The sequence below is a fragment of the Curtobacterium sp. NPDC089991 genome (genome assembly GCF_044748425.1).
GTDB lineage: Bacteria > Actinomycetota > Actinomycetes > Actinomycetales > Microbacteriaceae > Curtobacterium.
The window spans coordinates 383,180-401,693 of record NZ_JBIVGB010000001.1 but is presented as its reverse complement, the minus strand read 5'-3'; the positions used below and the strand labels follow the sequence as shown (position 1 = coordinate 401,693).

Genomic DNA, 18,514 nt, shown 5'->3' with positions numbered 1-18,514 from the left:
GTGATCGGCGGCGACAGTTTGCACTACGTCCCGCCAGAGTGCAAACCGAGATCTGCGGCGGGTCGTCACGGCGCTGCAACCCGTGACCGGATCGGGACATTCCCGACACCCGTCGCCACTGATGCGCAGACTCCGCGGCACGCCCGTGCGCCTCCGTGGAAACCGTCCGCGACCACTGCATACTCACGGGGTACGACGCACGACCGTACGCGACGCTGGGAAGGCTGGACCATGCAAGACGTGAGAGTCATCGGAGTCGAGGCAGGCGCACTCCTCCTGGCGACCGACGGCGGTACCGAGTTCCGGTTGCCCGTCACGTCCTCGCTGCCGGGGCAGGTGCGTCAGGCCAACCCGGACGCCGGTCCGCAGAAGCGGGTCTCCCCCAAGGACGTCCAGGCCCGCATCCGTGGTGGTGCCGACGCCGCCGAGGTCGCGGCCGCGCTCGACGTCGACGTCGAGTACGTCCGACGCTTCGAGGGCCCGGTGCTCGCCGAGCGCGCGTTCGTCCTCGACGCCTCGCACCGCGTCCCGGTGACCCCGGTCGACGACGAGGCCCCCGACACCTTCGGCGCGGCGATCACCGCGAAGCTCGAGGCCGGCGAGGCCACCGCGATCAGCTGGGGCTCGTGGAAGCACCCGGAGAGCGGCTGGCAGGTCCGGGTCCGCTACACCGCGGCCGAGGTCGAGCACGACGCCCAGTGGCGCTTCGACCCGAAGACCTCGACGCTCGTGCCGGACAACGGCGACGCGCACCGGCTCTCGCACACCGACGACGAGGGCATCGCGCCCCGCCTGCGCGCCGTGGAGTACGAGCAGCAGGACGACGACGGCACCCGCTTCGACTCCGGCGCCTTCCGCGTCGAGGAAGAGGACGAGGCCGTCACGAACCCCGACGTCTCCGACCGCGCACCGCTCCGTGCACCGCTGCCCCGCATCGGCCAGGCGGCCGTCGAGGAGCGCGCACCCGGCAACGAGACCGCCGACCTGCTCGAGGCGCTCCGCCGCCGCCGTGGGGAGCGCGAGGCCGCCTCGTTCGGCGAGCAGCGCGACGAGCCGGCCCGCGGCACCTCGATCAGCGTCGTCGACATCCCGCTGCAGGGGTTCGAGGACGAGCCCGAGGGCGACACCGTCCCGCCGTCGGCCGACGCCCGTCCGGCATCGGCGCCCGAAGCCGAGGGCCGTGCGGAGCGCAAGAAGCGCAACCGCCGGTCGATGCCGAGCTGGGACGAGATCGTCTTCGGCACCCGCCCGGAGGACCCGGCCTGATCAACTCGGACTGACCCGCGGCCGGCTGCTACTGCGCGAACGCGCCGGCGAGCCGCAGCGGGACGAACGTCTCCTCGTCGGTCATCGCGCCGTGCTGACCGATCATGCGCTTCGGAACCTCGCCGTCCCGCAGCGCGCGGTCGTCGTTGAACGCCCACGACCCGCGTGCCACGACGATCACGTCGCCGATGCGCGGGACCACCTGCGGCGAGACCGCACCGAACCACCCGGCGGCGATCGCCTCGTCGCGGCTCGCGACGTACGCCTTCTTGCCGTAGCGCGCCCGGAACGCCCCGACCAGCCCGCGCACGTCGGTGCCCGGCGCCACCGTGAGCTGGCGGCACCGCGGATCGCCCGCCACCCCGACGACGTCCGTCAACAGGAGCGGGTCGATGGCGATGTTCGCGTGGTCGGGCACGTCGAGCACACCGTGGTCCGCGGTGACGAGGACGCCGACGTCCGGCGCACCGCGGGCATCGAGGCGGGCGAGCTCGCCGTCGAGCAGCTCGAGCGTCGCCGTCCACCGGTCGGACTGCCACCCGGACTTGTGCCCGATCGAGTCGAGCTCCGGCACGTACAGGTACACGAGCGACCGACCGGTGGCGGTCTCGGCCAGGGCAGCGTCGATGCGCTCCGGGATCGTGTCCGCCGACACATACCGCGCGCCGCCGAGGACGTTCGCGGTCATGCCCGACGCCCGGTACCGATCGGGGCCGATGACGACGGGGTCGACGCCGAGCTCCGCGGCGCGGGTGAAGAGCGTCTCGGTGAGGAACCAGTCCGCGGGGACCTCGGTGTCCCACCCGCCCAGGAGGTTCATCACGGCGCCGGTGTCCGGGTTCCAGCCGCTGTAGCCGACGACGCCGTGCGTGCCGGGCGACCGTCCGGTGGTCAGGGTGCTCAGCGCCGCGGCCGTCGTGGTCGGGAACCCGCTGCGCAGCTTCTTCGCGGTGCCGGAGCCCTTGGCGGCCGTGAGCCAGCGGGCGTGCCCGGCGCGAGCCGACAGCGCGACGCTCCCGAGGCCGTCGACCAGGACGACGATCGCGGAACGGGCGGGACGGAGGGCGATCCGGGCCTCCAGGCCGTGGTCACGCGACCACGCGCCGTCCGCAGCCCCGAGCGCCACGAGGCAACTCGGGAAGACGTCGGCGAGGTTCGCGGCGGCGTCGGGGGCCGTCGGTACGCTAGTTCCCATTCCACAGAGTCTCCCAGACGACAGAGTCTCCTAGGCGACTCCGGTCTTCCAGAAAGGTGCCATGGCACGCACGGACGCAGTCGGCCTGCCCGACGGTGAGCGCATCGAGGACGTCGACGTCTCCGAGGAGATGCAGGGCTCCTTCCTCGAGTACGCGTACTCCGTCATCTACTCGCGGGCGCTGCCCGATGCGCGCGACGGCCTGAAGCCCGTCCAGCGGCGCATCCTGTACCAGATGGCCGAGATGGGCCTGCGGCCCGACCGCGGGCACGTCAAGAGCGCCCGCGTCACCGGCGAGGTGATGGGCAAGCTGCACCCGCACGGCGACGGCGCGATCTACGACGCGCTGGTGCGGATGGCGCAGCCGTTCACGATGCGCGTGCCGCTGATCGACGGCCACGGCAACTTCGGCTCGCTCGACGACGGTCCCGCTGCCGCCCGGTACACCGAGGCCCGCCTGGCCGAACCGTCGATGGCGATGACCGAGGGCCTCGGCGAGGACGTCGTCGACTTCGTCCCGAACTACGACAACCAGATCATGCAGCCCGGCGTCCTGCCCGCGGCGTTCCCGAACCTGCTCGTCAACGGCGCGTCGGGCATCGCGGTCGGCATGGCCACGAACATGGCGCCGCACAACCTGGGCGAGGTGGTCGAGGCCGCGAAGCACCTGCTGATGAACCCGCAGGCCACCCTCGAAGAGCTGATGGAGTTCGTCCCGGGGCCGGACCTGCCCTCGGGCGGCACCATCGTCGGGCTCTCCGGGGTCCGCGACGCCTACGCCACCGGGCGCGGCACGTTCCGCACCCGCTCGAAGGTGAGCGTCGAGAACCTCACGCCGCGCAAGGTCGGGCTCGTCGTCACCGAGCTGCCGTACCTGGTGGGCCCCGAGCGCGTCATCGAGAAGATCAAGGACGGCGTCCAGTCCAAGAAGCTCGTCGGCATCTCGGACGTCAACGACCTGACCGACCGCAACCACGGGCTCCGGCTCGTGATCGGCATCAAGAGCGGCTTCAACCCCACCGCGGTGCTCGAGCAGCTGTACAAGCACACTCCGCTCGAGGACGGATTCGGCATCAACAACGTCGCGCTCGTCGGCGGGTCCCCGCGCACGCTCGGGCTGCGCGAGCTGCTCGACGTCTACGTGCAGCACCGACTGTCGGTCGTCACCCGGCGGTCGGAGTACCGGCTCGCGCGTCGTCGCGAGCGGCTGCACCTGGTCGAAGGCCTGCTCATCGCGATCCTCGACATCGACGAGGTCATCCAGGTCATCCGCACCTCGGACGACTCCGAGGCCGCACGGAGCCGGCTCCGTGACGTGTTCGACCTGTCCGAGGTGCAGGCCGAGTACATCCTCGAACTGCGGCTCCGACGCCTGACGAAGTTCTCGCGCATGGAGCTCGAGGCCGAGCGCGACCAGCTGCTCGCCGACATCGCTGCGCTCGAGGAACTCCTGGCGTCCGACGAACGGCTCCGTGCCCAGGTCGCGCTCGAGCTCACCGAGGTCTCCGACAAGTTCGCCACCCCGCGCCGCACGCTGCTCACCGAGGCCGACGCCCCGGTCAAGGGCGGTCGCAAGGCCGCGATCGACCCGGAGTCGCTCCAGGTCGCCGACTCGCCGTGCCGCGTGCTGCTCTCGACCACCGGAAGGCTCATCCGCGTCGACATCCCGACGTCAGAGCTCAGCATCGTCCGCGTGCCGAAGCGCTCCAAGCACGACGCCGTCCGGTCCGCCGTGGTGAGCACCGTCCGGGGCCAGGTCGGCGCGCTGACCTCGACCGGGCGGGTCCTGCGGCTCTCCCCCGTCGACGTCCCGGCGGTGCCGCCCGCCGCGGTCCGCCTCGACGCCGGCGTGCGGGTCACCGACTTCCTGGTGCTCACCAAGGGCGAGACGGTCGTTGCACTCGTCGACCTGTCCGGCGCGTCGTCGGACTCCCTCGCCATCGGTACCGCCCAGGGCGTCGTGAAGCGCGTCGTCCCCGGAGCCTGGCCCGACAAGCCCGAGTTCGTCGCCATCGGCCTGAAGCCCGGCGACGCGGTGATCGGCGCTGCCCAGGCGCCCGAGTCCGACGACCTGGTGTTCATCAGCTCGAACGCCCAGCTCCTGCGCTTCCCCGCGTCCGGCGTCCGTGCCCAGGGGCTGCCGGCCGGCGGTGTCGCGGGCATGGCGCTGGCGTCCGGGTCCTCGGTGATCTGGTTCGGGTCCGTCGCCCGGTCCGACGACGCCGTGGTCGCCACGGTGTCCACGACCTCCACGGCGCTTCCGGGCACCGACTCCGGTCGCGCCAAGGTCTCCGCCCTGTCCGAGTTCCCCGCCAAGGGCCGGGCGACCCAGGGTGTCCGGGCGCACGCGTTCCTGAAGGGCGAGGACGGGCTCACCGTGGGCTGGGCGGGCATCGCTCCCCCGCACGCGGTCGGTACGGACGGCGCCGCGCGGACCCTGCCCGACTGGCTGTCGAAGCGTGACGGGTCGGGGGCGCCGCTCGAGGCCGTCATCGGCTCGATCGGTGGCAGTGCTGCGGCGCTCGACGGCACCGCTGGCGACGCGTAGCGCGCGGACTCCGGGGCGCGGCGCGCGGCGCGCGCTTTCGCGCCCAGCGACAGTTCACGGGCCGATGGCCGCGTGAACTGTCGCTGACCGCGTCAGATCGCACGCCCCGCCGGCCTGGAGGCGCGGGGCGGCCTCGCCACGCGCCGCCGTCGAGCACGCGCGCGGACTTTCGCGCTGAGCGACAGTTGGCGCGCCGCCAGCCGCGTGAACTGACGCTCAGTGCGTGAGAACGCACCGCGCCCGGCGCCGCCGCGCGGCTACGCGTCGATGCGGTCGCGGTCCAGACCCTCGCCGGCCAGGATGAACTCCTTGCGCGGGGCCACGTCGTTGCCCATGAGCAGCTCGAACACCTTCGCCGCGCTCTCGGCGTGCGTGATGTTCACCCGCCGCAGGGTCCGGTGCGCGCGGTCCATGGTGGTCTCGGCGAGCTGGTCGGCATCCATCTCGCCCAGGCCCTTGTACCGCTGGATCGGCTCCTGGTACTTCTTGCCGGTCTTCTCGAGCTTCTTCAGCACGGTCTGCAGTTCCTGCTCGGAGTACGTGTACAGCGTGTCGTTGGGCTTGCCGCGGTTCACCACGACCACCCGGTGCAGCGGCGGCACGGCGGCGAACACCCGGCCCTGCTCGATCATCGGTCGCATGTACCGGAAGAACAGGGTCAGCAGCAGCGTGCGGATGTGGGCACCGTCGACGTCGGCGTCCGACATGATGATGACCTTGCCGTAGCGCGCCTGGTCGATCTCGAACGTCCGGCCGGAGCCGGCACCGATGACCTGGATGATCGACGCGCACTCGACGTTCGACAGCATGTCCGACACGGACGCCTTCTGCACGTTCAGGATCTTGCCGCGGATCGGCAGCAGCGCCTGGTACTCACTGTTGCGGGCGAGCTTCGCGGTCCCCAGGGCCGAGTCACCCTCGACGATGAAGAGCTCGGTGCCCTCGGTCTCCTGCGACCGGCAGTCAGCGAGCTTCGTCGGCAACGAGGAGTTCTCGAGCGCGTTCTTCCGGCGCTGCGTCTCCTTGTGGGCGCGGGCCGAGATGCGGGTCTTCATCTCCGCGACGACCTTCTCGAGCAGGGTCGCGGCCTGGGCCTTCTCGGTGCGTTGCGTCGACGTCAGGATCTCGGTGATGCGCTTCGACACGACCTGGTCGACGATCTTGCGGACCGCCGGCGTGCCGAGGATCTCCTTCGTCTGCCCCTCGAACTGCGGCTCGGGCAGTCGGACGGTCAGCACGGCGGTCATGCCGGCGAGCACGTCGTCCTTGTCGAGCTTGTCCTGCCCGACCTTGAGCTTGCGGGCGTTCGCCTCGACCTGTGCACGGACGGCCTTGACCAGACCGGATTCGAAGCCGGCCTGGTGCGTGCCGCCCTTCGGCGTGGCGATGATGTTGACGAAACTGCGGAACACCGTCTCGTAGCCGTCGCCCCACCGCAGCGCGAGGTCCACCTCGCAGGAGCGCTCGACCGACGTGGACACCATGTGGCCCTTGTCGTCGAGCATCGGGACGGTCTCGGTGAAGGTCCCGGTGCCCTGCACGCGCCAGACGTCGGTGACGGCGGTGTCGGCCGCGAGGTGCTCGACGAACTCGCCGATGCCGCCCTCGTAGCGGAAGCGCTCGACGACCGGGCCGGCCTCGACGGCGGTCCCCGTCGCCTCGGCACGCGCAGCAGCGGCCTCGATCGAGGACACGCGCTCGTCGGTGATCGTGATGCCGAGTCCGGGCACCAGGAACGCCGTCTGCCGCGCCCGGGTGACCAGGTCGTCGGTGCTGAACCGCGCATCGGCGGTGAAGATCTGCCGGTCCGCCCAGTACCGGATCCGGGAACCCGTGACGCCCTTCTTCACCTTGCCGACCACCCGCAGCTCGCTGCCCGAGGTGAACGGGCTGAACGGGGCGTCCGGACCGATGCCCTCGGCGTCGTCGAACGTGCCGGGCTCGCCGCGGTGGAACGACATGGCGTAGGTCTTGCCGCCGCGGTCGACCTCGACGTCGAGGCGCTCGGACAGCGCGTTGACCACTGAGGCACCGACGCCGTGCAGACCACCGGAGGCAGCGTAGGAGCCGGAGCCGAACTTGCCGCCGGCGTGCAGCTTGGTGAACACGACCTCGACCCCGGTCAGGCCCGTCTTCGGTTCGACGTCCACCGGGATGCCCCGGGCGGTGTCGCGGACCTCGACCGAACCGTCGGCGTGCAGCACGACACCGATCTCGTCGCCGTGCCCCGCCAGGGCTTCGTCGACGGAGTTGTCGATGATCTCCCACAGGCAGTGCATGAGCCCACGGGAGTCGGTCGAGCCGATGTACATCCCCGGACGCTTCCGGACCGCCTCGAGCCCTTCGAGGACGGAGAGATGGCGTGCGGAGTAGTCGGAGCTCACCGTCCGATGCTACCGAGCGGCACCGACACCCTCGGCGCGGACACTCGCACTGGGGACAACCGATCCGCGCTCAGCGAAACAGCGCTGCACAATGCATCGTTCTCAGGCATCACGTGTTGAAATGGTGCAACCACCCGGCACCACCTGCGATCCGTGAGGAGCACAGCAATGACCCAGACCGTGCAGGACCCCTCCATCGACGAAGTCAGCAACCACCAGCTGACCGCCGCCGACCGTTGCGACAGCTGCGGAGCGCAGGCCTACATCCGAGCCACCATGTCGAGCGGCGAGCTCTTCTTCTGCGCGCACCACGGCGCAGAGTTCAAGGACAAGCTCGCGGCGACCGCCATCGAGTGGCACGACGAGAGCAGCCGACTCTACGAGTCGAAGTAGCGCGCGAAGGCGCGAGCACAGCAAGACGGGAGGCCCGGGGCCAGCTGGCACCGGGCCTCCCGTCTGTCTGTTGCCCGTCTCAGAACGCGCGGAGACGACGAAGGCCGGGTCCCGTCGGGACCCGGCCTTCGTGAGCGTCACGCGATGCGCTTGAACGCCTTGTCGACGTAGCGATCGACCGTCGCGCGCGCCTCGCGTGCGTAGCGGTCGATGGTCGCCGTCTGCTCCGGGTCCGGCGTGTACTCGAGGCCCACTCGTGCGGCGGCTGCGGCGAGGACACCGTCGGTCAGCTGCGGGTTGAGCGGCAGGATCGGACCCTGCGTGTGCGTGCCGAACGACGTGCCGACGATCGCACCCTCGACCGGGGCGCCCGCCTGGTTGCCGCCGCCGGACACGACGTCGGCGAAGGGGGTGACCCCGGCCGCGAGCTCGATCGTGGTGGCGTGGTCCTCGAAGCCGGCGAGCCGCTTCGACGCGCCGGGGAGCAGCGGGTACCGGGTCTCGAGGACGAAGTAGTTGACCCGACGTTCGGCACCACGGACGGCTCGGGCGTCGAACACGCCGAACCCGGCGAGCGGAGCACCCTCGGTGGGCACGACCTCGTTCGTCGCCAGGTCGAACCCGCCGCCGACGGCGATGATCGGCACACCGTCGCTCGCGAACGAACGGAGCGGAGCGGCGATGCGGGCGACGTCGGCACCGAGCGAGCGCATCGCGCTGAGCGGACCGTTGCCGATGACCACGACGTCGGCCGCGGCGGGCAGGACGTCGCCGGGCGCGTACTCGAGCACCTCGGTGTCGAGGCCGGCCGCGGCGGCACGGCGGACGAGGGCCGCGACGTTGCCGCGGTCCCCCGAGACGCCCATCTGCCGGGGGTAGACGTGCAGGATGGTCAGCCGATCGGCCGTCATGCGGTCTTCTCCATGTCCGGGTGGCCGAGGGCCTTGCGGGCGATCATCATGATCTCGTAGTTGACGATGAAGTTCTTCGTCCCGCTGGTCGTCGACCCGAGCTGCTCCATGTGCTTGATCGCGGTCTCGACGTCGGGGTCGACCCGGCCGATGCGGACACCGGCGTGCTCGAGGGCGATCGCGATCTGCCAGGCCTTGTCACCGGAGACGACGTCGACGTGGTCGAGCTTCGAGAAGTCGATGTCGTAGATCCACGAGATGTCCGGCGTGCCCTCGTCGATCGCCATGAGGACCTGCTCGGGGCGGTCCGGCAGCGCGTCGAGGTTGAGCTGGAGGCTCGCGGCGTTCTTGAACATCGTGAACTCGGCGGACTCGCCGGCGATCGGGAGTCGTTCCCCGCGGCCGTACGCCGGCTTCATCGTGCCGAAGGCCTTCGTGACGGCGTCGGCGCGGAACTGCGTGCCGAGTGCCGCGCTGGCCGTGGCGGTGGCAGCAGCAGCGTCGACCGCGTAGTGCAGGCCGCGTGCCGGCAGGCGAACCGCGATGTCGGCACCGTCGAAGCGGATCGTCGCGCCGTCACCGGTGTTCACGACGACCTCTGACTCGGCGACGTTCGGCTGGGCGTCCTGCCGGTCGAAGTCGTCGGCGTTCTGCAGGCCGTTCGGTGCGGCGGCGACGACCTCGGCGCTCGCACCGAAGCGCAGCACCCGCTGGCCGGTGCGCGCCACGTAGGCGTCGAGGAACTGGTCGTCACGGTTCGTGATGACGTTCGCCGTGGACAGTGCCGCGGTGTCGAGCATCATGTCGGCGACGCGCTCGGTCTCGAAGAACCGGTACAGCTGGTCGACCTGCACGTTGAGCATCGTCACCGTGGACGGCGACAGGATGCCGGCGAGCTCGACCGCGAAGGCCTCGTCGACCTCGAGGATGCCGATGTCCGCCTTCAGGCGACCGGTCAGCGACACCTCGGACAGCAACGCCGACGCGATGCCCTGCGGCAGGTTCGCCCCGGACGGGTTCGTGAACACGCGGAGCCCGTGCGCCCGGACGATGTCCGAGATCATGTGCGTGGTCGTCGACTTGCCGTTCGAGCCGAGCACGAAGACGACGCCGTTCGGGAACTGCTTCGTCACGTGCTGCAGGAAGTCCGGCACGAGCTTGAGCACGATGAAGCCGGGGTACGCGGATCCCCCGCCCCGCGCTCTGGCGAGGGCACGGAGGATCCGCCCGATCAGGATCGGGATGAAGAACCGCATCGGCCTACTCGAGGTAGTCGCGCAGCGACTGCGACCGCGACGGGTGGCGGAGCTTCGCCATCGTCTTGGACTCGATCTGACGGATGCGCTCACGCGTCACGCCGAACGTGTCACCGATCTGGTCGAGGGTCTTCGGCTGGCCGTCACCGAGGCCGAAGCGCATGCGGATGACGCCCGCTTCGCGCTCGGACAGGGAGTCGAGCAGGCTCTCGAGCTGCTTCTGCAGCATGGTGAAGCCCACCGCGTCGGCCGGTACGACCGCCTCGGTGTCCTCGATGAGGTCACCGAACTCGGAGTCGCCGTCCTCGCCCAGGGGCGTGTGCAGGGAGATCGGCTCGCGGCCGTACTTCTGCACCTCGACGACCTTCTCCGGGGTCATGTCGAGCTCGCGGGCGAGCTCTTCCGGAGTGGGTTCGCGACCGAGGTCCTGCAGCATCTGGCGCTGGACACGAGCGAGCTTGTTGATGACCTCGACCATGTGCACCGGGATGCGGATGGTGCGGGCCTGGTCGGCCATGGCGCGGGTGATCGCCTGGCGGATCCACCACGTCGCGTAGGTCGAGAACTTGAAGCCCTTGGTGTAGTCGAACTTCTCGACCGCACGGATCAGGCCCAGGTTGCCCTCCTGGATGAGGTCCAGGAACTGCATGCCACGGCCGGTGTAGCGCTTGGCGAGCGACACCACGAGGCGGAGGTTCGCGCCGAGCAGGTGCGACTTGGCGCGCTGGCCGTCGCGGGCGACCCAGCGCAGCTCACGCTCGGCCGGCTTGGTCAGCCCGGTCGAGTGCTGCAGCTTGTCCTCGGCGAACAGGCCGGCCTCGATGCGCATCGCGAGCTCGACCTCCTGCTCGGCGTTGAGCAGGGCGACCTTGCCGATCTGCTTGAGGTAGTCCTTCACCGGGTCGGCGGTCGCACCCGTGATGGTCGTGGAGTAGACCGGGGCTTCGTCGTCGTCGGTCTGCGAGATGACGAGCGCGCCAGCGGCGACCGCAGCGGCGGCGTCGGGCTTGATCGCCTTGTCGTCGGTGTCCTCGACGTCCTCGGTCGGCTCGTCGGTGGCTTCGTTCGCCTCGTCGACGGGGTCGACCTTCTTCGCCTTCGGGGCGGCCTTCTTGGCCGGGGCCTTCTTGGCGGGGGCCTTGGTGGCGCGCTTCTTCGGCGCGGCGGTTCCCTCGGCGTCCGTGGCGTCCTCTGCCACAGCACCTTCGGGCTGAGTGTCCTTCGTGGGATCGATCGTCGTGCTCCGGGCAGCCATGCGATCACCTCTCTCGTCGTGCCACGTTCGTGGGGTCGTGGCCTCCCTCGCCGCCCAGGGCCCGAGCCGCAGTCCCCCGCGTCGTCGAGTCCTACCGTTCCGGGCAGCACTAAGACCCATGTCAAGTCCCCCGGGTTGATCGGCGCTCCGAAGTGCTCCGACAGGATGGGGGTCCTGAGTGGGTCCGTGATCATTATTGCACGTGCCGCTTCCGCAGGCGCGCAACGAGTGCAACCCAGAGCGGTCCGACGCGTATTCCCTCCTCCGCGTGGAGGACCCGGCGCGTGCGGTGCCGGGCGTGCAGGAGCATCGCGACACCGAACCCGACCACCAGGTACTGCACCGTGAGGGCCACGCGGAAGTTGTCCCAGGCGAACACGGTCTCACCGGTGACGCGGGACATCACGTCGAGCAGCAGCCCGATCAGGTACATCATCACGAAGGCCGCCAGGAAGCCCCCGACGTTGACGACGCCGTTCGCGGACCCGAGGGAACCGACCGGGTTGAACGTCCGGGCGAAGTCGAACCCGATCAGCGAACCGGGGCCGCCGATGCCCATCGCCACGACGAGGAGCACGAGCAGCCAGGTCGGCGGGTGGCCGGGCCAGAGCAGGATCGCGGTCCACACCACGGCGAGCAGCACGACCACGCCGAGCACGAGGTTCGATCGGCGCATCGGGAACCGCGCGCACAGCAGCCCGAGCACCGGCCCGGCCACGAAGCCCACGGCGACGATGATCGTCAGGAAGCCGGCGGCCTCGGCGGGGCTGTACCCGAGCCCGCGGAGCATCGGGACGCCCCACAGCAGCGAGAACACCGTGCCGGACGACTGCGTCACGTAGTGGGACCAGAACCCGAGCTGCGTGCCCGGTCGACGCAACGCGTGCCCGAACGTCCGGAACGCGGCGCCCCACGAGTGCGGCAGCGGGATCGTTCCGGTCCGCACGACCACGGGGCCGTTGCGGACGAAGACGAACGCCAGGACGAGCCCGACGGCACTCGCGGCGGCGGCGACCCCGAACGCGGGCGTCCACCCCGCGGCGTGCAGGAGCACCGCGAACGGGAACGCCGACAGGATCTGGCCGATCTGCCCGAGGTTGCCCGTCCACTGCGAGATCTGCGGCAGGATCCGGCCACTGAACCACATCGGCACCAGGCGGATCACCGAGATGAAGGTCATCGCGTCGCCGGCACCCACGAGCACCCGGCCCGCGATCGCCGGGCCGATCGTCGGCGAGAAGGCCACGACGGCCTGGCCGACCACGAGCAGCGCGGCGCCGAGCAGGACGAGCTTGCGCGGCCCCACCCGGTCGAGCGCGACGCCCACCGGGATCTGGAGTCCGGCGTACACGGCGATCTGCACGACCGCGAGCGTGGACAACACCGCCGCCGAGACGGCGAACCGGTCCTGCGCGTCCACCCCGGACACCCCGAGCGAGGACCGCTGCACGACCGCCAGGACGTAGGCGAGCACCGCGATGCCCCAGATCAGGTAGGCGCGACGGGAGTTCACCCCGACAGGCTACCGATCCGGCGGAGCCGGATACGCGACGTGTGTCGCCGAAACTGGTGACGTCCTGGTCGCGACCGGACGACCGACGGGAGGAACGGTGCGGGCCCGCCCCGGGCCTCCAGGCCGCCGTTCCGGACCGTTCAGGGCCCGACCCGGCTACTCGCCGCCGTCACCCTGGGTGCGCCGGTCGGCCAGGAAGCGCTCGAGCTCGGCCGCGATCGCGTCCGCGGTCGGCACCTCGCCGTCGACGTCCGTGAGCGGCGACGCGACCGGGTTGCCCTCCATGTACGTGTCGTGCCGTTCCTCGAGCACACCGACGAGTCGCTGCAGCTCGGCGTTGCCGGCGACCTGCTCCTCGACCCGGGTGAGGAACTCCCGACCTGCTTCGCGCAGGGCGTCCGTCGGGAAGATGAGGCCGGTGGCCGCAGCGATGCCGGACAGGGCGGCGACGGCCGCGTCCGGGAACTCGGTGTCCGACAGGTAGTGCGGGACGAGCAGGACGAGCCCGGTGACCTGCGCGCCGGTGGATGCGAGCCGGTGCTCGACGAGGTGCAGGACGTTCGCCGGCGCCTGGGTCTCGGGCTTCCAGACGCTCATCTGCTCGACGAGGTCGGCGCGGGTGCCGGAGACGGTCAGGCTGATCGGGCGGGTGTGCGGGACCGGCATCGGGATCGACTGCACCCAGGTGGTGTCCGCGACCTGGAGCTGGGCGGCGAGGCCAGTGACGGCGTCCACGAACCGGTTCCACTGGAAGTCCGGCTCGTAGCCGGACAGGAACAGGAACGGCTGGCCGATCTCGTCGCGCACGAGGTGCAGCGCCAGCCGGGGCGGCTCCACGGCGGCGATGTGGTCGTGCTCGAAGGTGATGACGGGCCGGCGAGCACGCCAGTCGAGCAGCACGTCGGGGTCGAACTCGGCGACGAGCTGCGTGTCGAGGTCGTCGAGCACCGACGCCGTCACCTGGGCAACGGCCGAACCGGCGTCCGCGAAGCCGGTGAGCCCGGCGACCAGGTGCAGCCCGGCCGGGACGGTCGGGGCGGCCTCGTCGAACGTGTAGAGCTCCTCGGGGTGGTTCACCGTCCCCATGCTAGGCGGGGCCACCGACGCCCCCGCGCGGGACGGCCACGCCGACAGCGAACAGTGCGTGGATAGGGTTGGAGCATGGTCCGACCGACGCTCTCCACCGACTCCTCCGCCCCCTCCTCGATCTCCGCCGACGTCCTCGTGGTCGGCGTCCGGCCCGGTGCCGACGGTGCCCCCGCGACGATCGCCCGGCCGGCCACGACACCGTTCTCCGCGCTCGACGACCTCGACCTCGCAGCGATCGGCGCGACGGGCGCCAAGGACCAGCTCGTACGCATCCCGGCCGTCGGCGTCGACGCCGCGAGCATCGCGCTCATCGGGCTCGGCACCGGGACCGACGCGGCCGCGTACCGCTCGGCCGCCGGCAGCGCCGTCCGCCAGCTGCCGCACGCCGCGTCGATCGCCCTCGCGCTGCCGACCGACACCGACGCACTCGTCGAGGCAGCGCTCGAAGGCGCGGCGCTCGGTGCCTACGCCTTCACGCGGCACAAGGGTGCCGGCACGACCGGGCCGACGCGTGGCGACCAGCGCGTGACGGTCCTCGCGCCGTCCGCCGCGACGGACGCCGCGGTCCGTCCGGCGATCGTGGCCGACGCCGCGTCGCTGGTCCGCGACCTCGTGAACACCGCCGCCGGCGACCTGGGACCACAGGACGTCGCCGACGTGGCGACCGGGCTCGCCTCGGACCTCCCGCTCACCGTCGAGGTCCTCGACGAGCAGGCACTCGAGGAGCAGGGCTTCGGCGGCATCCTCGGGGTCGGCCGTGGTTCGGCGCGTCCCCCGCGCCTGGTCGTCGTCCGCTACGCACCGGAGTCCGCCACGAAGCACCTCGCCCTCGTCGGCAAGGGCATCACGTTCGACTCGGGCGGGCTCTCGCTCAAGCCGGCGGCGTCGATGCTCGGCATGAAGACCGACATGACCGGCGCCGCCACGGTGCTCGCCGCGACCGTCGCCGCCGCACGCCTGGGCCTCGACGTGCGCGTCACCGCCTGGCTCGCACTCGCCGAGAACATGCCGTCGGGCACGGCGACCCGCCCGGGTGACGTCCTCACCCTCAAGAACGGCAAGACCGTCGAGGTCACGAACACCGACGCCGAGGGCCGCCTGGTGCTCGGCGACGGCATGGCCGCCGCCTCGCTCGAGACGCCCGACGCCATCGTCGACGTGGCCACCCTGACCGGCGCGCAGGTCGTCGCGCTCGGCGACCGCACCACCGGCCTGATGGGCAGCGACGACCTCGTCGCGAAGCTCCGTGCCGTGGCCGAGGGCGTGTCGGAGCCGATCTGGCCGATGCCCCTGCCCGAGGAACTCGACGCCCGGCTCGCCAGCGACGTCGCCGACATGGTCAACGCCACGGTCGGCAACCCGGCCGGCGGCATGCTGCTCGCCGGCAAGTTCCTGGAGCGCTTCGTCGGCGAGGGCATCCCGTGGGCGCACCTCGACATCGCCGGTCCGTCCGAGCACAAGGGCGGCGGCTACGGGTGGCTCGGCAAGGGCGCGACGGGTGTGATGGTCCGCACGCTCATCGCGCTCGCAGAAGACCTCCAGTCCGAGTAGTAGGTTTGGTACCGGTGGGACGGGGCATCGACGCGCCTCCCACCGGTACTGCACGGGACGGGACCGGAACCACGCGGTCCGACCGTCGGACGCCGCCCCCGCGGTGTCCACGTAGGGCCCGATCGGCCCGACACGCACGAGGGAGTTGCACCAGGTGACGGAACAGACTTACGACGTCGTGGTCCTCGGTGGCGGGAGCGGTGGCTACGCCGCTGCGCTCCGGGCCGCCGAACTCGGCATGAGCGTCGCGCTCATCGAGGGCGACAAGCTCGGAGGGACGTGCCTGCACCGTGGCTGCATCCCCACCAAGGCACTGCTGCACGCGGCCGAGGTCGCCGACGCGACGCGCGACGCCGAGAAGTACGGCGTGATCGCGGAGTTCGCCGGTGTCGAGGTCCCGAAGGTCATCGAGTACCAGCAGGGCGTCATCACCTCGAAGTACAAGGGCCTGCAGGGCCTCATCAAGGCCCGCGGCATCACCGTCGTCGAAGGCTGGGGTCGACTCACCTCGCAGAACACCGTGCAGGTCGGCGACCAGAACATCGTCGGCAAGAACGTCGTGCTCGCGACCGGCTCCTACTCGAAGTCCCTGCCCGGGCTCGAGATCGGCGGCCGCGTCATCACCTCCGAGACCGCACTGCGCATGGACTACGTGCCGAACAAGGTCGTCATCCTGGGCGGCGGCGTCATCGGCGTCGAGTTCGCCAGCGTCTGGAAGTCCTTCGGCGCCGAGGTCACGATCGTCGAGGCGCTCCCCCACCTCGTCCCCGCTGAGGACGAGTCGATGTCGAAGCAGCTCGAGCGTGCCTTCCGCAAGCGCGGCATCGAGTTCTCGCTCGGTGTCCGGTTCCAGGGCGTCGAGCAGCACGAGAACGGCGTCGTCGTGACGCTCGAGGACGGCAAGACCTTCGACGGCGACGTCCTGCTGGTCGCCGTCGGACGTGGCCCGGTCACGCAGAACGTCGGCTTCGACGAGGTCGGCGTCGCCATGGACCGCGGCTTCGTCACCACGAACGAGCGCCTCGCCACCAACCTGCCGAACGTCTACGCGGTCGGCGACATCGTCCCCGGGCTGCAGCTCGCACACCGCGGCTTCCAGCAGGGCATCTTCGTCGCCGAGGAGATCGCCGGCCTGAACCCGGTGATCATCGAGGACAAGAACATCCCGAAGATCACGTACTCCGACCCCGAGGTCGCCTCCGTCGGCCTCTCGCAGGCCAAGGCCGAGGCCGAGTACGGCGCCGACAAGGTGGACTCGTACGAGTACAACCTGGCCGGCAACGGCAAGAGCCACATCATCGGCACGTCCGGTTCGGTCAAGGTCGTCCGCGTCGTCGACGGTCCCGTCGTCGGCGTGAGCATGATCGGCGCCCGCGTCGGCGAGCTCATCGGTGAAGCCCAGCTCGCCGTGAACTGGGAGGCGTACCCGGAGGACATCGCTCCGCTCGTGCACGCGCACCCGACGCAGAACGAGGCCCTGGGCGAGGCGTTCATGCACCTCGCGGGCAAGCCGCTGCACGCGCTGTGACCCGCACGAGTCCGCGCCCTGTGACAATGACATCCACAACAACTGCAACCCCCCGCGAAGAGGAGTCCACCCGATGAGCGAATCCGTCAGCCTCCCGGCGCTCGGCGAGAGCGTCACCGAGGGCACGGTGACCCGATGGCTGAAGAACGTCGGTGACCGGGTCGAGGTCGACGAGCCGCTGCTCGAGGTCTCGACCGACAAGGTCGACACCGAGATCCCGTCGCCCGTCGCCGGCGTCATCGAGGAGATCCTCGTGCAGGAGGACGAGACCGTCGAGGTCGGCACCGCGCTGGTGAAGATCGGCGACGGCTCGTCCGACTCCGGTTCCTCCGACTCCGGTTCGTCCGACGAGTCCTCGAACGAAGCCGCTGCCGAGGCAGAGGCCCCCGAGGCCGAGCCGAGCACCGAGCAGGAGTCCGAGACCCCCGCCCCGGAGCCCACCGAGCCCGAGCCGGCCCCCGCCGGACAGACGCAGCCCGCGGCCCCGCAGGCCCCGTCCGCACCGCCCGCAGCCGCTCCGGTCCCGCAGGCCGCTCCGGTCCCGCCGCCCGCCGCCGCACCCCCGGCCGCCGTCCCAGCGCCGGCAGCTGCTGCACCCGCACCGGCCGCGCCGAGCGCGACCACCGCCGCCGCGGTGCCGAACCCGACGCAGGACGGCGCAGCCTCCGGCTACGTCACGCCGCTCGTCCGCAAGCTCGCGAACGAGCAGGGCGTCGACCTGTCCACCGTCACCGGTTCCGGTGTCGGCGGGCGCATCCGCAAGGAGGACGTGCTCGCGGCCGTCGCGAAGGCCCCGGCCGCCGGTGGTGCAGCTGCACCCGCCGCCGCGTCCGGTCCGTTCGTCGCCGAGGTCTCGCCGCTGCGCGGCACCCGCGAGAAGATGACCCGCCTGCGCAAGGTCGTGGCCGAGCGCGCCGTGCAGTCGATGACCTCGACCGCACAGCTCACGAGCGTCGTCGAGGTGGACGTCACGAAGGTGGCGCAGTTCCGCGACGCCCACAAGGCGGAGTTCCTCGAGAAGACCGGTTCGAAGCTCTCGTTCATGCCGTTCTTCGCCCTGGCGGCGTCCGAGGCGCTCAAGGCCCACCCGAAGATCAACTCGACCGTGGAGGGCGACGAGATCGTCTACCCGGAGTCCGAGAACGTCTCCATCGCGGTGGACACCGAGCGCGGCCTGCTGACCCCGGTCATCAAGGACGCAGCCTCGCTCGACCTGGCGCAGTTCTCGAAGTCCATCGCGGACCTGGCGGAGCGCACCCGGAACAACCAGCTCAAGCCCGACGAGCTCGCCGGCGGGACGTTCACGCTGACGAACACCGGTTCGCGTGGCGCGCTGTTCGACACCCCCGTGGTGTTCCTGCCGCAGTCGGCGATCCTCGGGACCGGCATCGTCACGAAGCGTCCCGCGGTCGTGAAGGTCGACGGCCAGGAAGCGATCGCGATCCGTTCGTTCGTCTACCTCGCGCTGTCGTACGACCACCGGATCATCGACGGTGCGGACGCCTCGCGCTACCTGGTCGCGGTCAAGAACCGCCTGGAAGAGGGCAACTTCACCCCCAACCTCGGGTACTGACCCCAGCACCACGGCCGACGGCCCCGGTTCCCCCTCGTGGGGAGCCGGGGCC

13 protein-coding genes are annotated in these 18,514 nt (G+C 70.9%); 6 read left to right on the top strand and 7 right to left on the bottom strand.

Annotated elements, in window-relative coordinates; all coding sequences use genetic code 11:
- The first annotated feature begins 231 nt into the window (after positions 1–231).
- Positions 232–1,266 (top strand): septation protein SepH, encoded by a 1,035-nt coding sequence (sepH, locus tag ACIPV1_RS01835; RefSeq protein ID WP_123938173.1) that lies wholly within the window; start codon positions 232–234, stop codon positions 1,264–1,266.
- Positions 1,267–1,294: 28 nt separating this feature from the next.
- Here sepH and ACIPV1_RS01830 read toward each other — a convergent pair whose 3' ends face one another.
- Positions 1,295–2,461 carry an alkaline phosphatase family protein gene (locus ACIPV1_RS01830; protein WP_123938174.1) on the bottom strand — a complete coding sequence of 389 codons (1,167 nt, stop codon included), beginning with the start codon at positions 2,459–2,461 and terminating at the stop codon, positions 1,295–1,297.
- 61 nt (positions 2,462–2,522) lie between these two features.
- Here ACIPV1_RS01830 and ACIPV1_RS01825 point away from each other — a divergent pair, with 61 nt between their 5' ends.
- Complete coding sequence (locus tag ACIPV1_RS01825) at positions 2,523–5,009, top strand: DNA topoisomerase (ATP-hydrolyzing) subunit A (protein ID WP_123938175.1); 2,487 nt, start codon at positions 2,523–2,525, stop codon at positions 5,007–5,009.
- A gap of 257 nt (positions 5,010–5,266) precedes the next feature.
- Here ACIPV1_RS01825 and ACIPV1_RS01820 read toward each other — a convergent pair whose 3' ends face one another.
- The gene (locus ACIPV1_RS01820; RefSeq protein ID WP_123340520.1) at positions 5,267–7,393 is read right to left on the bottom strand and encodes a type IIA DNA topoisomerase subunit B; all 2,127 of its coding nucleotides are present in this window, start codon (positions 7,391–7,393) and stop codon (positions 5,267–5,269) included.
- A 168-nt stretch (positions 7,394–7,561) separates the two neighbouring features.
- On the opposite strand from ACIPV1_RS01820, the gene ACIPV1_RS01815 reads away from it, so the two are divergent.
- On the top strand, positions 7,562–7,786 hold the full coding sequence (locus tag ACIPV1_RS01815; protein WP_071255055.1) for a hypothetical protein: 225 nt from the start codon (positions 7,562–7,564) through the stop codon (positions 7,784–7,786).
- Between the two features lie 137 nt (positions 7,787–7,923).
- On the opposite strand, the gene ACIPV1_RS01810 is transcribed toward ACIPV1_RS01815, so the two are convergent.
- The 5 genes from ACIPV1_RS01810 to ACIPV1_RS01790 all read right to left on the bottom strand — a co-directional run bounded on the left by ACIPV1_RS01810 (position 7,924) and on the right by ACIPV1_RS01790 (position 13,807).
- Positions 7,924–8,697 (bottom strand): type 1 glutamine amidotransferase, encoded by a 774-nt coding sequence (locus ACIPV1_RS01810; protein WP_123938176.1) that lies wholly within the window; start codon positions 8,695–8,697, stop codon positions 7,924–7,926.
- Positions 8,694–9,953, bottom strand: coding sequence for a MurT ligase domain-containing protein (locus ACIPV1_RS01805; protein ID WP_123938177.1), 1,260 nt, complete (start codon positions 9,951–9,953; stop codon positions 8,694–8,696). The genes ACIPV1_RS01810 and ACIPV1_RS01805 overlap by 4 nt, the downstream gene beginning before the upstream one ends.
- A gap of 4 nt (positions 9,954–9,957) precedes the next feature.
- Positions 9,958–11,208, bottom strand: a complete 1,251-nt coding sequence (locus ACIPV1_RS01800) for an RNA polymerase sigma factor (RefSeq protein WP_123292681.1) — start codon at positions 11,206–11,208, stop codon at positions 9,958–9,960.
- 193 nt (positions 11,209–11,401) lie between these two features.
- A complete protein-coding gene (locus tag ACIPV1_RS01795) occupies positions 11,402–12,721 on the bottom strand; it encodes a nitrate/nitrite transporter (protein WP_123938178.1) in 1,320 nt (439 codons plus the stop codon).
- Positions 12,722–12,877: 156 nt separating this feature from the next.
- The gene (locus tag ACIPV1_RS01790) at positions 12,878–13,807 is read right to left on the bottom strand and encodes a proteasome assembly chaperone family protein (protein ID WP_123938446.1); all 930 of its coding nucleotides are present in this window, start codon (positions 13,805–13,807) and stop codon (positions 12,878–12,880) included.
- Between the two features lie 75 nt (positions 13,808–13,882).
- On the opposite strand from ACIPV1_RS01790, the gene ACIPV1_RS01785 reads away from it, so the two are divergent.
- The 3 genes from ACIPV1_RS01785 (at position 13,883) to sucB (ending at position 18,462) form a co-directional block, all read left to right on the top strand.
- Positions 13,883–15,361: a leucyl aminopeptidase gene (locus ACIPV1_RS01785; protein ID WP_123938179.1), complete on the top strand. Its 1,479-nt coding sequence runs from the start codon at positions 13,883–13,885 to the stop codon at positions 15,359–15,361.
- Positions 15,362–15,515: 154 nt separating this feature from the next.
- The gene (gene lpdA / locus ACIPV1_RS01780; RefSeq protein WP_123292677.1) at positions 15,516–16,889 is read left to right on the top strand and encodes a dihydrolipoyl dehydrogenase; all 1,374 of its coding nucleotides are present in this window, start codon (positions 15,516–15,518) and stop codon (positions 16,887–16,889) included.
- Between the two features lie 73 nt (positions 16,890–16,962).
- The gene (gene sucB / locus ACIPV1_RS01775) at positions 16,963–18,462 is read left to right on the top strand and encodes a 2-oxoglutarate dehydrogenase, E2 component, dihydrolipoamide succinyltransferase (RefSeq protein WP_123938180.1); all 1,500 of its coding nucleotides are present in this window, start codon (positions 16,963–16,965) and stop codon (positions 18,460–18,462) included.
- Positions 18,463–18,514 lie beyond the last annotated feature (52 nt).